A 14359-nucleotide genomic window follows, 5' to 3' on the forward strand; every position below is an offset into this window, starting at 1 on the left:
TTCACTCCTTTATAAACGTCAATCTTAATTATTTAATCAATGCATTGCAGTCCACTATCAGGGCGACCTGTCCATCACCTAAAATGGTTGCACCGGAAATGGCAAATACGCTGGTTAAGTAGTTTCCAAGGGATTTTAAAACCACTTCCTGCTGTCCAATAAAGGAATCTACAACAAGCCCTGCCATCTTTTCCCCTTTTCTGACGATGACAACGGAAATGAATTCTTCTTCATGATTCTCAGATGGCACTTCAAAGATTTCCTTCAAAGATAGGAGCGGAACCACTTTTCCTCTGAAATCAATCACCTTTTGATTATGCGCACTTAAGATGTCTTCTTTTCTGATAATAGCTGTTTCAATAATAGACGATAGAGGGATTGCATATTTTTCCTTCTCAATCTCAACGAGCATGACTGAAATAATGGATAAAGTTAATGGCAGCTGTATGGAGAAAATGGAACCCTGCCCCATTTTTGAATCAATTGAAACTGATCCTCCCAATGACTCGATTGTATTCTTTACAACATCAAGCCCCACACCCCGTCCGGAAACATCTGAGATTTTATCCGCAGTCGAGAAGCCAGAAGCAAAAATCAGTTCATAAGCCTGTTTGTCCGTTAGAGCAGAAGCTGTTTGCTCTGTAATGATGCCGTTTTTCAGTGCTTTCTTTATAACCTTATCTTTGTTTATACCTGCACCATCGTCCTCTATTTCAATGAACACATGATTGCCGCTGTGATATGCCTTTAATACGACATTTCCTTCTTCACTCTTTCCGTTTTCTTTGCGGACTTCCGGCGTTTCAACCCCATGGTCCAGTGCATTTCGAATTAAATGAACAAGCGGATCGCCAATTTCATCAATAACAGTCCGGTCTAGTTCGGTTTCTGCCCCGACTATTTCGAGATTGATCTTTTTATTTAAATCTCTTGCCAATTGTCTGACCATTCTTGGGAAACGATTAAATACCGTTTCTATTGGGACCATGCGCATATTCAGAATAATATTCTGAAGGTCTCCTGAGATCCTTGACATATGCTCAACCGTTTCATGCAGTTCCTGATTGTTTAATTCCTTGGATATTTGTTCAAGCCGTCCCCTGTCAATCACCAATTCTTCAAACAAATTCATAAGGATATCCAATCTCTCGATATTTACCCTAATCGTTTTATTGCTAACCTGCTTTACTGTTGGGGCTTTTTTGTCCTCTTTTGGCATATCTGAAGCAGCCTCTGCGGCCACTTCCGCGGCAGGCGGTGCAGCTTCTGCCTCTTTCAAAGCTTCCTGAGTGCTGTAGTTCTCCATAGATAGCCGCAGCACTTCAATTCTTTCCACTTCCGATACCTTCAAAAGTTTTTGACGGATATCTTCAGGCGTTTCTTTGGTAACAATTGTTACAGAAAATTCCTGATCAAATTGCTCTTCTTCAAGCTGCTCAACTGAAGGTGTGGCTTTGATCACTTCCCCGCTCTTCTCAAGTACTTCAAAAACCATAAATACTCTGGCGGCTTTCAGCAGACAATCTGCCCGCAATGCTATTGATATTTCATAGGATTCAAAGCCCTGCTCCTTGGATTGCTGAATAACTGTCCATTCAAAATCATCATATGTACTCTTGATCATTCCTTGCGGTTCTGCAATTGCTGCTGCCGTTTCGGCTCTTGCTGCAGACTGCACCGGACTTTCCCCTTTTTCGATCAGCATTAATTTTTCTACAGCTTCGGAAACATCCCTTTTGCCGTCACCGCCTTCTGCAATTGACTGGACCATTGCTTCAAGATCATCAACAGCCAGAAAAACGACATCCAGAATTTCAGCATTCACTTTTATTTTCTGATTTCTGATTGCATCAAGCACATTTTCCATTTGATGGGTTAGATTTGCGAGATCTTCATACCCCATAGTGGCTGACATGCCTTTTAGCGTATGCGCTGATCTGAAGATCTCATTAACTATTTTGATATCCTCAGGATTTTTCTCTAATTCCAGAAGCTGCTCATTGCACGCCTGCAAATGCTCCTTGCTTTCTTCAATAAATACCTCTAAATATTGATTCATCTCCATGTGCCTGCACCCCTCGGCTTTAAACAAATTTCAATATGGATTCTGCTATATGTTCAATATTCTGCACATCATCTGCCAGACCGGATTCAATCACTGCTCTTGGCATTCCAAATACTATCGATGTTTCTTTTGATTCAGCAATAGCCTTTACTTCACCGTTTTTCTTCATTTCCATCAGGCCATTTTTTCCATCTGCACCCATTCCTGTCATGATGACAGCAATTTTTTGAATCCCTTTGATTTCACCTAAGGACTCAAACATCACATCAACTGAAGGCCTGTGTCCGTTCCTTGGCGGTGAATCATCCAGATGGACAACAAGATCCTTGCCTAATCTTGCAGCTGTCAGATGAAAGCCTCCTGGAGCTATATATGCCGTGCCGTTCTGAAGAATATCACCATCCTCGGCTTCCTTTACCGATAAATCTGATAAACCATTAAGTCTGCTGGCCAGCGATTTCGTAAATCCGGCAGGCATATGCTGAACAATGAGTACCGGCGCATTCAGATTTCCAGGGAGGTCACACAGCACTTTTTGAAGAGCCCGCGGTCCGCCTGTGGAAGTACCTATGCAAATTAACTTTCTGAGATTTGAACTCGATACGGAAGAAGAACGGCCGATCTGCATAAATTGACATGGTTCTATTTTACTAAATTTTTGCTGTAATACAGCAGTTTTTTTTCCTTTAGCCGGAAATTTAACCAGCCCTTTCATATTTGCATTGCTCGCCTGCACTATTTTTTCTGTTAATTCAGTTTTTATTTTATGCAGGTCCAGTGAAATGGGACCTGATGGCTTGGCAATAAAATCTACTGCACCATATTCCATAGCTGTGAAGGTGTTTTCAGCACCTTCCTTCGTGGTGCTTGAAAGCATCACTACAGGGACCGGCATGGTCTTCATAATAATTTTTAGAGCTTCCAGGCCATTTAGAACCGGCATTTCAACATCCATGGTTACTACATCAGGATTTAATTCTTTTATCTTCCTTAGTCCCTCTTCCCCATTTCTGGCTGTCCCGACAACTTGAATTCTGTCATCTTCAGAAAGGAAATCCCCAATCAGTTTTCTCATAAAGGCTGAATCATCTACTACAAGCACTTTGACTGTCTTCATGCTGGTTCACCCCCTATTAAAAAGAAATTCTTTCAGTTTTGATATAAATTGGACAGAATGGTGTTCACCAGTATGTCCGATAGGCCTGCCGCCAACTTTCTCAGTCATATTCCGAATTGCTTTTGAAGCAGCTGAATTCCCTTGATGCAAAATGAAAGGGATTTGCCGTTTAACAGCCTGCTGTACGCTGCGATCATCCGGAATGATTCCTAAGAGGTCAGCCTTTCTCCCTAAAAATCTTGATAAGACAGCTGAAATCCTCTTATACGTTTCCTTCCCTTCTCTCTCTCCTTCAGATCGATTAATGACCAAATGAAATGGGATTGTCCCATCCAAAAGATGTATATGTTTCATTACAGAGTATGCATCAGTGATAGACGTTGGTTCAGGTGTCGTAATAACTGCAACTTCCTGGACCGAGAGTATGAACTTAGCCGATTCCTCTGTAATGCCTGCACCCATATCAAAGATGATATAATCATAGTTTTGGATGAGATCAGCAAGTTCGTCTGTGAATCTTGAAATTTGCCCAGCATCCAGTTTCACAAAATGCGAAAGGCCAGTCCCTCCGCCAATATAGTCAAGTCCAAAAGGACCCTCAGAAATAATATTTTTCAATGGGATATTCTTTTCTAAAAAGTCAGCAATCGAATATTTAGCCGACCTTCCCATTAGAATTTCAAGATTCCCCATACCAATATCCAAATCGAATAACAATACCCTGTGGCCAGTTCTGCATAGGGAAATGGAAAAATTTAATGAGAAATTGGATTTGCCTACTCCCCCTTTTCCGCTTACAACTGCTATTGTTTTAACTTGATGATTTCGGCTGTCTTCTTCTTTCAGCCTGGTTCTTAGCCTTTCTGCCTGATCGTTCATTTCTTATTCCCCATTAGTTGTTTTACAATAGCCTCTGGCCCTGCCATCAGAATATCATCAGGAACATCCTGTCCATTTGTAATATACGCAGCACCTTTTTTATATTTATGAATTATGTTGTACATGGAACCATAAGTTGACGTTTCATCTGCCTTTGTAAAGATAAGCTTATCAATGTCTATAATTGAAAATTGATTATAGATCTCTTCCATATCCTTTTGTTTCGAGGTTAGTGAAAGCACTAAAAAGGTTTCCATTTCATTTTCAAAATCAATGACATTCTTTAAATCTTCTACATACTGTTTGTTTCTGAAATTCCGCCCTGCTGTATCAATTAAAACCACGTCAAATTCTTTCAGTTTATCGGCAGCCTGTCTGAAATCTTCTATTGTATAGCAAACTTCCAAAGGCATGTTCAGGATACTTGCATAGGTTTTTAATTGATCGATCGCTGCTATCCTGTAAGTGTCGGCTGTGATAAATGCAGCCTTTTTTCTATGTTTAATAACACACTCTGCTGCCATTTTCGCCAATGTAGTGGTTTTTCCAACTCCTGTTGGGCCTGCTACATTGATATATTTTTTGCTGAAAGAAATCCCTTCGAATGGAATATCCTCTATTTGCTTTATAAGTTCTTCGTGCAGCCAGGCCTCTATTTCAGAATCCTTAGCATTCGCACCGCGCAGGTACCATTTTTCCAGCAATGCTTGAAGAACATGATCCTGAACGGACTTATCAATTTCCTGTTCATCAAGAATGAACTGGGCTTTTCTTATCGCTTCGGGATGAACAGGAATTGCCTGGTTTGAACTGGCCAAAGAGGACATCATCTGTTTCAGGCTGCTTATCTCCCTAATCAGCTCATCTGAAGTTTTCAAGCTGGAAAATTGAGCATCTTCTGTATTCCCCTTGTAATCGTCTGAATGATCTTGGACAGCTGCCGGCTTTACCGAAGGCTTTTGTTCTGATTCCTGATTTGCATCCAGCGCGGCCATTACTTCAATATTCCTTTTTTTAAAAAAGCCCAGAACTCCGCCGGTATATACTACTCTTGAATTTAGAATTACAGCATCCTTGCCTAGCTCCGTCCGGATTTGTTTCATCGCATCAGGCATCGATGCTGCCATAAACTTTTTTACCTTCAATCAATATTCACCACCCCGACACTCTGAACTTCCGCATTTGCTTCCAGTTCGTTATAGGAAAGAATCGGTATTTGCGGAAAATACCTTTCTGTTAATTGCCTGACGTACATTCTGACTGCTGGAGAACAAAGGACAATTGGCGTCTGCTCCATCAGTGAAAGCTGTTCCACCTGCGAAGCAATGGATTCCAGGATATTCTGCGATACTGTTGGGTCCATGGATAAATAATTGCCATGCTCTGTCTGCTGAACACCTTCTGCAACCAATTTCTCGACTTTCCCTGATAGGGTTACGACTTTTATGGAGTCACCCTGCTGTGAAAACTGGTTAGTAATTTGTCTGGCCAAAGCCTGACGGGCATACTCGGTAAGCAGGTCTGTATCACTTGTAGATTTTGCGAAATCAGCAAGTGTTTCAAAAATAACCGGCAAATTCCGGATTGAAACGTTTTCCCTTAATAATTTCGCAAGCACCTTTTGAACTTCCCCCACTGACAATGGGTTTGGGGTCACCTCTTCAACAAGGATTGGATAGCTTTCCTTGACATGGTCAATCAGCTGTTTTGTTTCCTGGCGGCCTAATAGCTCATGGGCATTGCTTTTTATTACTTCTGTAATATGAGTAGAAACAACAGATGGAGGGTCAACGACTGTATAGCCAAATATTTCTGCCTGCTCTTTCATTTCTTCTGTTATCCATTTTGCCGGCAGACCAAATGATGGCTCAATCGTATCAATACCTTCTATGCTATCATCTTCAATACCAGGACTCATGGCTAAATAATGATCGAGCAGAAGCTCGCCGCGTGCCATTTCATTTCCTTTTATCTTCAGCCTATATTCATTCGGCTGCAGCTGAATATTGTCACGTATCCTTACCACAGGTATGACAAGTCCCAATTCGATCGCCAGCTGTCTCCTGATCATAACAATCCTGTCCAGAAGGTCACCGCCCTGATTCGTATCGGCAAGAGGAATCAGCCCATAGCCAAACTCGAATTCAATTGGATCTACATTTAAAAGATTAACCACACTCTCAGGACTTTTCATTTCATCGGTTTCAATTTCTTCTTCCATCTCCAGCAATTGTTCCTTATCAGGCTGGGGAGTCTTTGCAATCGTGTAACCTCCGAAAATCATTAAGCCGCCAATCGGCAAAGTTAGCACTAGCCCTATTGGTGTCAGTAAACCTAAAAGAATAATAGTACCGCCAGTAACATATAACATTTTCGGATAAGCAAACAGCTGGGAAGTAATATCTTTACCAATATTTCCATCAGATGCTGCCCTTGTAACCACAATACCTGTTGCAGTGGAAATTAACAGTGCCGGGATTTGGCTGACAATTCCGTCACCAACCGTAAGCGTCGAATATTTCATGGCTGCCTCTCCAAACGGAAGCCCAAGCTGCATCATCCCGATGACCACTCCGAACAGAAGGTTTATTAGAGTTATGATGATCCCAGCAATGGCGTCACCTTTAACAAATTTGCTCGCACCATCCATTGAACCGTAAAAATCAGATTCACGGCTGATTTTTTCGCGGCGTTCCCGGGCTTCATGCTCTGAGATCATACCTGCATTCAAGTCTGCATCGATACTCATTTGTTTACCCGGCATCGCATCAAGTGTAAAACGCGCAGCTACTTCGGAGACCCTCTCAGATCCCTTCGTAATAACGATAAACTGGATAATGATGAGTATTAAGAAAACTACAAGACCAACAATGACGTTTCCTCCGGTTACGAAAGAGCCAAAAGTTTCAACAACTTTACCGGCTTCCCCTTCTGATAGAATGGATCTGGTCGTAGAAACATTTAACCCCAGCCTGAATAATGTCATTAACAATATTAACGAAGGAAAAATGGAAAATTCGAGCGCTTCCTTCATATTCATGGCTGTCAGCAAAACCATAAGTGCAAGCGCAATATTAATGATGATCAGTACACTTAAAAGCCATGGCGGAAAAGGTATAATAAGCATGGCTACTATTAAAATTACACTCATCAATACTGATAAGTCTCTTACTTGCATCGAAACTCTCTCCTTACAAGAAAAGCGCAAGCGCCTTGCTCACCCCCGACACCTCGAGGGGCTAGGCGCTGGAGCTAGACAGTTATCGCAGTTCAAAGATCAATACTTTCTTATTTTACAAAAAGCGGAAACGCCTTGGCAGCCATTCAACAGCTTCCTAAGACCAGCTATTTCTAATAAATATTTATCTGGTTAAATTTTGTTTTTGGTTCTGTACACATAAGCTAAAATCTCTGCAACAGCTTTAAAAAATTCTTCAGGGATGGCCTGGCCAATTTCCGCCTGGCTGTATAGAGCCCTTGCAAGCGGCCTGTTTTCAACAGCAATCACATCATGTTCCTTTGCGATTAATTTAATCTTTTGGGCAACAAAGTCAACACCTTTTGCCACTACGATGGGGGCATCACTCTTGGTTTCATCATAGCTCAGAGCTATCGCGAAATGAGTTGGATTGGTGATGACCACATCCGCTTTAGGAACTTCCTGCATCATCCTTCTCATCGCCATTTCCCTCTGCCTCTGCTTCATCTTGGATTTTATTAATGGATCCCCTTCAATATTTTTGTACTCATCTTTAATATCCTGTTTTGACATTCGGATGTTCTTTTCAAAATCATATTTTTGATATAGATAATCCAGGACGGATAAAAACAGGAGTGCCGCTGAAGCAATTAAACCCATTTGAACGGTCAGGCTGGCAAGTGTGGCCATCGCTGTTCCAACCGATTTTTGAGAAAGAATTAATATTTCATCTATCCTTAACCATAAAACAGCAAACGCAGCGACACCTACGAAAGCAATTTTGAGCATCGACTTCAGCAGCTCCACAATCGCTCTCATGGAAAAAATCCGCTTGAATCCTTTTATTGGATCCATTTTCTCCAATTTAGGCTGTATAGCTTCTGTTGAAAAAAGAGTGCCCACCTGCATAAAGTTTGCAGTAATCCCCGCCAGCATAGCAACCAGCATAATTGGACCTAAAAAAAGAACCAATTCTTTTAAGACATCGAGAAAGATTACCTGTATATTCGCCTCTGTCAGCGGCATCAACATATAATCATTAAATGAGTGCGTAAAAATATATAAGATGATATTCTTCAAATACGATCCCGCAAACAGCAGAAACAGAAACACTGCAAGAAGGACGATGGCTGTATTAACATCCTGGCTTTTTGCTACTTGTCCTTTTTTTCTGGAATCCTGCCTCTTTTTCGGTGTGGCTTTTTCTGTTTTTTCTCCGGAAAAAAGCTGAAGATCTAAAGAGAGCAATAACTTCATTCTATGACCCCCCCATAAGTTCCATGAGCCCTCTCATTGTCTGCAGCATCGTTTCAAACGCAAGGGAAACAGCATACATTAATACGCTCATAACAATGACTAGAACAATAAAACTAACGCCAATTTTCAAAGGAAGGCCGACGACAAAGACATTTAGCTGCGGAACTGTCCTGGCAACAATCCCTAATGCGACATCTACAAGAAATAGACTGCCGACAACAGGAATGGACATCTGAAAGGCAATAACGAACATTGTATTCAGGGCTTTTATGACATATTCAGCCATATCCTCATCTCCAAAAGAAATCCATGCCTGATCCAGAGGAATAAAATCGTAGCTGTAGAACACTCCATCAAGCATTAAATGATGCCCATTGACAGTTAATAGAAAAAAGAGCGCTATCGTATACAAATACTGTCCCATTAATGGACTTTGTGCGCCTGTTTGAGGATCAATCACATTTGCAATGGCAAAACCCATCTGGAAATCAATGAATCCCCCCGCAATTTGAATCGCAGAAAGAATCAAATACGCTATAAATCCGACCATCAGCCCTACTAATGCTTCTTTAATTATTAAAAGAAAATATGTGCCGTCAATTTCTAGCATTGGCACATCCATTCCCAGGAACATTATCCATGCCAGAAAGAAGCCAAGGCCAATTTTATGTGCGGCCGGGATGGATCTGTATGAAAAAAGGGGCATCATTAAAAAGAAAGATGTCACCCTTACAAAAATAAGTAAAAAGGCAGGAAAAGAAGGCAGAAAATCTAACATGTCATCAGCCAACAAACCTGGTCAAATTAGAAAATATTTCATTTGCATAAGAGAGCATATGACTAAGCATCCATGGCCCAAAGAAAACAACACCTACAAGGACCGCTACAATCTTAGGAATAAATGCCAGAGTTTGTTCCTGAATTTGTGTTGTTGCCTGAAAGATACTGACAACCAAGCCTACTACTAGAGCCAGAATTAGCAAGGGACCGCAAATCATAAGTACGGTGATAATCCCTCTTTCTGCAATGGATATAACTGTTTCTGGAGTCATTCTGAATGTTCACCTGCTTAAAAGCTTTGTAAAAGGGATTTAACTACTAAATACCAGCCGTCTACAAGTACAAATAATAATATTTTAAACGGCAAAGAAATCATAACCGGAGGAAGCATCATCATCCCCATGGACATTAATACACTGGCTACAACCATGTCGATAACGAGAAATGGAATAAAAATCATAAAGCCAATTTGGAAAGCTGTTTTGATCTCACTTATGGCAAATGCTGGAACAAGACTTGTAAGCGGAATATCTTCAATGGAAGATGGCGCTTCCGCTCCGGAATATTGAAGAAATAAAGCCAAATCTTTCTGTCTTGTGTGGGCACTCATAAACTCTTTAAAAGGGATTGAAGCTTTTTCATAAGCTTCTTCCAGATTAATTTCTTCATTAAATAAAGGTGTTAAAGCCTGTTCGTTCACTTCTTGCATCGTCGGTGCCATTATAAAAAATGTCAGGAACAAGGACAAGCCGATTAAAACTTGATTCGGCGGCATTTGCTGAGTAGCCAGCGCCGTTCTGACAAAGGAAAGAACGATGATAATCCTTGTGAAGCACGTCATTAAAATTAGAATACTGGGCGCGAGAGAAAGTACCGTCAGCAATAAAAAAAGCTTCACAGATGTAGATACATTTTCAGGAGAACTGCTATTAAAAAACTCCATGAATTCATTCATCTTTCTTCTGGCCCTTTCTTTCTAACTCATCAAACAGTTTCTTTCTGCCCTTTTTGATATCGTCCAGCTGCATCCCGAGCAGCGAGCTGAAGTTTGGGCTGCTTTGCTTGCTTCCTTCTGTTTGCTGTGTTCTTTTCATCACCTTTGTCACAATATCGCTTGGACGGATAAGCTGTTCCAGTTTGTCATTATGCTCTTTGATGATTTGACTGTATTCTTCCGAATCGTCTATTTCTTTTAACAGCTGAATATTTTCTCCTACCCCTACTACAAAAATGCGATTCCCCACTTTTATCAGCTGAACTGATCTGTTCGCACCCAAAGCTGTACCCCCGAGGTTTTCAACTAACTGCGACCTGTTATATACCTTACTTTTTTTGTTAATGAACTTTAGAAGAGCGTACAAAAGTCCGATAGTAAAGCCTGTTGCTAAAATCATCTTTATAAAGTCCCAAAAAGTAAGACCAATTTTGCCGCTTTTATCCTGCTGAATCTGCCCTTCGTCTGTCTTTAAATCTTTTGATTCCTTTGTTTCCTGCTTCTCGCATTCCTTAGGATTTTCCATACATTCTTTAACACTATTATTCAATTGCTCTGCCTGGGCCAGCGGCTGCAAGCCCAGCAGAACAATTGAAAACAACAGCAGCAAAGAAATCACTTTCTTTACATTCAACACCATTTTGCACCCTCTAAAAAGAATAATCACTAGCCCAAAGTTTTGCCGATTGCCTCAAGCACTCTATCAGCCTGGAAAGGTTTTACGATAAAATCCTTGGCGCCAGCCTGAATGGCATCTATGACCATTGCCTGCTGGCCCATAGCAGAACACATAATGACTTTTGCACTCGGGTTTAATTTTTTGATTTCTTTTAGAGCTGTAATTCCATCCATTTCCGGCATGGTAATATCCATTGTGACAAGATCAGGCTGAGTTTCCTTATATTTTTCAACTGCTTGTGCACCGTCAGCAGCTTCACCCACTATCTCATAGCCATTCTTGGATAAAATATCTTTTATCATCATTCGCATAAAAGCTGCATCATCAACTATTAAAATTTTATGTGCCATTTTAATAACCCCCGCTTATCATCTTAGTTTTTTTATTCGGTCGCTCTGGCTGATAATATCTGTAACCCTCACACCAAAGTTTTCATCAATGACAACCACTTCACCCTGGGCGATTAATCGATTATTCACCAGAATGTCAACAGGTTCACCTGCCAGTTTATCCAGTTCAATAATCGATCCTGAAGACAGTTCAAGAATTTCCTTAACGGAACGTTTGGTCCTTCCAAGTTCGACCGTTACCTGAAGAGGTATATCCAAAAGCATATCTAAATTCTTTGTTTCATGATCCTGCATGTGGTATGGTTCAAAGCTCGAAAAGGCTGCCGGCTGCACATTCGGCTGTACTCCATTTGCATAAGAGCCTCCGAAATGCTGTGGACCGGATTGCTGAGCCTGGTTTTGAGCCGGTATATAGTTTTGAGGGCTTGATGCCTGATTCATAACCGGCTGTGAATATGCCGGCTGCTCTCCGGAAAAACCTGTTTGAGTGTAAGACTTGTCTAATCCGCCTGTTTGTACTTCAGGTTTCTTATCAAACGGAAGCTGGCTTTCCTGATAATCGGGCTGTCCTTGCGCTGCTTGATTCTCTCCTGAAACAGCGCTATCTGCCGGAAGATCCTGACCCGGATTCAATAATTCATTTACTAGGCTTTTGCCAAATTCCAGAGGAAGCAGCTGCATAATATTCGAGTCGATCAGACTTCCTATTTTTAGTCGGAATGAAATCCTTATAAGCATGTCATCAGCAGGAACCCGATCAGCCCCTTCTCCCTGCGGCAAATCAAGTATATCAATTGCCGGCGGTGAAATATCAACCTTTTTTCCAAAGATGGTTGACATCGAAGTTGCTGCAGAACCCATCATCTGGTTCATTGCCTCCTGAACCGCGCTTAACTGAATTTCACCCATTAGTTCAGCCGGGTTGGTTCCATCTCCCCCAAGCATCAAGTCAGCAATGATGGCTGCATCCGATTGCTGAATTACAAGCAGGTTGCTTCCGAAGAAACCTTCCGTATAATTCACTTGAATTGCTACATAAGGATGCGGGAATTCCTCAGCTAATTTCTGACGCAAAACAACTGAAACAGCTGGAGTTGTGATATCAACTTTCTGATTCAATAATGTAGACAATGCTGTTGCAGAGCTCCCAAATGAGATATTGCCGATTTCCCCTAACGCATCCTGCTCCATATGGGACAGATAATCTTCAGTTTGAAAAAATGCCTCATTATAACTTTCTGTTTCATCGCTGTCGTCAGCTGCTCCCCTTAATAGAGCATCAATTTCATCTTGCGAAAGCATATCATCACTCATCATCCTCATCTCCCCCTTTCACAGTGTCTAAAATTTGCACGGCCATTTTTTTATTCATTTTCCCAGGCTGTCCGATGAATTTAGGAATATTACCGACTTTTATTATGAGCGCCTGGTCAATTCCCTGATTTAACTCAATGACATCACCAATATCAAGAGATAAGAAATCCTGAATGGCTATGTCAGAACTGCCGAGTTCACATATGACTGGAACTTCCGCCTTATGAATATTTCGTTCTAGCCGGGCAATGACCTCCGGCTCCCTTTCCTTTTTGTCCGTCTGCATCCAATAATGTACAGACAGCTTTGGAATAATGGGCTCGAGAACGACGTGAGGTATACATATATTAATCATCCCGCTTGTTTCCCCGATAGTCGTGTTTAATGAAATAACGACGACTGTTTCATTTGGAGAGACCATTTGCAGAAATTGCGGATTCACCTCAAAATCAGCCAAAAGCGGATCAATATCCGCGATTGTGCTCCAGGCTTCCCTTAGGTTTTCAAATGCCCTTTCAAATGTAGCAGACATGATTTTTGTTTCAATTTCTGTTAAATTGTCAACCTTATTTATGCTTGTCCCCCTGCCGCCCATCAGTCTGTCCATCATGGCATAGGCGACATTTGGATTCACTTCCATAAGAATTCTTCCATCCAGAGGCGGCACTTCAATTACATTAAGTATTGTCATTTTCGGGATGGACCGGATAAATTCCTCATATGGTATCTGATCCGCAGAAGCAACCGATATCTGCACATAGGTCCTCAGCTGGGCAGAAAAAAAGGTGGTTAAGAGCCTGGCAAAATTCTCATGTATTCTTGTTAAGCTGCGAATCTGATCTTTAGAGAATCTTAATGCTCTCTTAAAATCATAAACTTTTACTTTTTTCTCTGTTTGTTCTTTTTTCAGCTCATCTGCATCCATTTCTCCTGTAGAGAGAGCGGAAAGCAGTGCATCAATCTCGCTTTGCGATAAAACCTCACCTGACATGAATCCTCACCTCCATCTATTGCAGTTAGTTATTTGGTTATCACTGGAGGAGAGATTCAGTAATGTACACCTGAACGATCTTTCCTTCTTGCATTAAACCGTTAATCTTGGTTTTCAAATCTTCCTGCAGCTTGATTTGGCCTTCTTTTCCCTGTATATCCTCTGCTTTCATTTCAGACAATTCCTGAATGATGAGGTTTTTCACCTGAAAATCTCTTTTCTGCAATTCCTCTTTAGCTTTTTTGTTTTCAGTCTGGATTTTAAAGGAAATCCTTATATAATCATCACTCGCTAAATTGGCTGTAATTTGCGGGATATCAACAGAGGCTTCCAGTACATCATCAATGGTCGGCTCTTTTGTTTCATCCTCACCCGAAAATTTCATCACAATCACCAGAGCAATAGCTCCTACAAGTGTGATCGCTACAAGCATCATCAACATTATCATTAACAGCTTATTGTTCTTCATTTTCATTTCCCTCCGCCAGCTGCTGCCCCAGAAGATTAACAGATTGATAGAATCCTAGTATCGATTGCATGACTTGATCTTCAGATTCCTTTACAACATACTTCTTTCCATTTGTGAGCGTTATCGTCGTATCTGGAAAAGATTCCACTGTTTCTATGTACAAAGCATTTAATATAAAAGTTTTGCCGTTCAGACGAGATACTTTAATCAATGTTTATTCTCAGGGCTAAAGATTCTTTGCCTTCAGCCCTGACCCTCCTTTAGA

The 14359-nt window shown here is 41.1% G+C and carries 15 protein-coding genes; all 15 read right to left on the reverse strand.

Going from position 1 to position 14359, the window contains the following annotated elements; translation table 11 throughout:
* Nucleotides 1-28: 28 nt before the first annotated feature.
* Entirely contained in the window at nucleotides 29-2065 is a 2037-nt protein-coding gene (locus tag MKY20_RS21020) for a chemotaxis protein CheA (RefSeq protein WP_019381773.1), read from the reverse strand.
* Nucleotides 2066-2084: 19 nt separating this feature from the next.
* Nucleotides 2085-3182: a protein-glutamate methylesterase/protein-glutamine glutaminase gene (locus MKY20_RS21025; RefSeq protein WP_009330738.1), complete on the reverse strand. Its 1098-nt coding sequence runs from the start codon at nucleotides 3180-3182 to the stop codon at nucleotides 2085-2087.
* 6 nt (nucleotides 3183-3188) lie between these two features.
* Nucleotides 3189-4061 carry a MinD/ParA family protein gene (locus MKY20_RS21030; RefSeq protein ID WP_251266688.1) on the reverse strand — a complete coding sequence of 291 codons (873 nt, stop codon included), beginning with the start codon at nucleotides 4059-4061 and terminating at the stop codon, nucleotides 3189-3191.
* On the reverse strand, nucleotides 4058-5206 hold the full coding sequence (gene flhF / locus MKY20_RS21035) for a flagellar biosynthesis protein FlhF (RefSeq protein ID WP_019381770.1): 1149 nt from the start codon (nucleotides 5204-5206) through the stop codon (nucleotides 4058-4060). The genes MKY20_RS21030 and flhF overlap by 4 nt, the downstream gene beginning before the upstream one ends.
* Nucleotides 5203-7239 (reverse strand): flagellar biosynthesis protein FlhA, encoded by a 2037-nt coding sequence (gene flhA, locus MKY20_RS21040; RefSeq protein ID WP_009330741.1) that lies wholly within the window; start codon nucleotides 7237-7239, stop codon nucleotides 5203-5205. The genes flhF and flhA overlap by 4 nt, the downstream gene beginning before the upstream one ends.
* Before the next feature lie 192 nt (nucleotides 7240-7431).
* Nucleotides 7432-8517 (reverse strand): flagellar biosynthesis protein FlhB, encoded by a 1086-nt coding sequence (flhB, locus tag MKY20_RS21045; protein ID WP_019381769.1) that lies wholly within the window; start codon nucleotides 8515-8517, stop codon nucleotides 7432-7434.
* A 1-nt stretch (nucleotide 8518) separates the two neighbouring features.
* Nucleotides 8519-9295 (reverse strand): flagellar biosynthetic protein FliR, encoded by a 777-nt coding sequence (gene fliR / locus MKY20_RS21050; RefSeq protein WP_019381768.1) that lies wholly within the window; start codon nucleotides 9293-9295, stop codon nucleotides 8519-8521.
* 4 nt (nucleotides 9296-9299) lie between these two features.
* Entirely contained in the window at nucleotides 9300-9569 is a 270-nt protein-coding gene (gene fliQ / locus MKY20_RS21055; RefSeq protein WP_009330744.1) for a flagellar biosynthesis protein FliQ, read from the reverse strand.
* Between the two features lie 17 nt (nucleotides 9570-9586).
* The gene (gene fliP / locus MKY20_RS21060; protein ID WP_009330745.1) at nucleotides 9587-10252 is read right to left on the reverse strand and encodes a flagellar type III secretion system pore protein FliP; all 666 of its coding nucleotides are present in this window, start codon (nucleotides 10250-10252) and stop codon (nucleotides 9587-9589) included.
* On the reverse strand, nucleotides 10245-10931 hold the full coding sequence (locus MKY20_RS21065) for a flagellar biosynthetic protein FliO (protein ID WP_019381767.1): 687 nt from the start codon (nucleotides 10929-10931) through the stop codon (nucleotides 10245-10247). The genes fliP and MKY20_RS21065 overlap by 8 nt, the downstream gene beginning before the upstream one ends.
* A 26-nt stretch (nucleotides 10932-10957) precedes the next feature.
* Nucleotides 10958-11320, reverse strand: coding sequence for a response regulator (locus tag MKY20_RS21070; protein WP_009330747.1), 363 nt, complete (start codon nucleotides 11318-11320; stop codon nucleotides 10958-10960).
* Nucleotides 11321-11338: 18 nt separating this feature from the next.
* Nucleotides 11339-12637, reverse strand: a complete 1299-nt coding sequence (gene fliY / locus MKY20_RS21075; protein WP_009330748.1) for a flagellar motor switch phosphatase FliY — start codon at nucleotides 12635-12637, stop codon at nucleotides 11339-11341.
* Complete coding sequence (fliM, locus tag MKY20_RS21080) at nucleotides 12627-13625, reverse strand: flagellar motor switch protein FliM (protein ID WP_009330749.1); 999 nt, start codon at nucleotides 13623-13625, stop codon at nucleotides 12627-12629. Before fliM ends, fliY begins: the two co-directional genes overlap by 11 nt.
* 40 nt (nucleotides 13626-13665) lie before the next feature.
* A complete protein-coding gene (gene fliL, locus MKY20_RS21085; protein WP_019381766.1) occupies nucleotides 13666-14094 on the reverse strand; it encodes a flagellar basal body-associated protein FliL in 429 nt (142 codons plus the stop codon).
* A complete protein-coding gene (locus tag MKY20_RS21090) occupies nucleotides 14081-14305 on the reverse strand; it encodes a flagellar FlbD family protein (RefSeq protein ID WP_009330751.1) in 225 nt (74 codons plus the stop codon). Before MKY20_RS21090 ends, fliL begins: the two co-directional genes overlap by 14 nt.
* Nucleotides 14306-14359: the final 54 nt, after the last annotated feature.

The organism is Cytobacillus sp. FSL W8-0315 (genome assembly GCF_038002905.1).
GTDB classification, from domain to species: Bacteria; Bacillota; Bacilli; order Bacillales; family Cytobacillaceae; genus Cytobacillus; species Cytobacillus pseudoceanisediminis.

Coding starts and splice junctions, on each gene's coding strand:
- MKY20_RS21070 (WP_009330747.1), bottom strand. CDS start 11,320: ATGGCACATAAAATTTTAATAGTTGATGATGCAGCTTTTATGCGAATG.
- fliM (WP_009330749.1), bottom strand. CDS start 13,625: ATGTCAGGTGAGGTTTTATCGCAAAGCGAGATTGATGCACTGCTTTCC.
- fliQ (WP_009330744.1), bottom strand. CDS start 9,569: ATGACTCCAGAAACAGTTATATCCATTGCAGAAAGAGGGATTATCACC.
- fliP (WP_009330745.1), bottom strand. CDS start 10,252: ATGAATGAATTCATGGAGTTTTTTAATAGCAGTTCTCCTGAAAATGTA.
- MKY20_RS21025 (WP_009330738.1), bottom strand. CDS start 3,182: ATGAAGACAGTCAAAGTGCTTGTAGTAGATGATTCAGCCTTTATGAGA.
- MKY20_RS21030 (WP_251266688.1), bottom strand. CDS start 4,061: ATGAACGATCAGGCAGAAAGGCTAAGAACCAGGCTGAAAGAAGAAGAC.
- fliL (WP_019381766.1), bottom strand. CDS start 14,094: ATGAAGAACAATAAGCTGTTAATGATAATGTTGATGATGCTTGTAGCG.
- MKY20_RS21065 (WP_019381767.1), bottom strand. CDS start 10,931: ATGGTGTTGAATGTAAAGAAAGTGATTTCTTTGCTGCTGTTGTTTTCA.
- flhB (WP_019381769.1), bottom strand. CDS start 8,517: ATGAAGTTATTGCTCTCTTTAGATCTTCAGCTTTTTTCCGGAGAAAAA.
- MKY20_RS21020 (WP_019381773.1), bottom strand. CDS start 2,065: ATGGAGATGAATCAATATTTAGAGGTATTTATTGAAGAAAGCAAGGAG.
- fliR (WP_019381768.1), bottom strand. CDS start 9,295: ATGTTAGATTTTCTGCCTTCTTTTCCTGCCTTTTTACTTATTTTTGTA.
- flhA (WP_009330741.1), bottom strand. CDS start 7,239: ATGCAAGTAAGAGACTTATCAGTATTGATGAGTGTAATTTTAATAGTA.
- fliY (WP_009330748.1), bottom strand. CDS start 12,637: ATGATGAGTGATGATATGCTTTCGCAAGATGAAATTGATGCTCTATTA.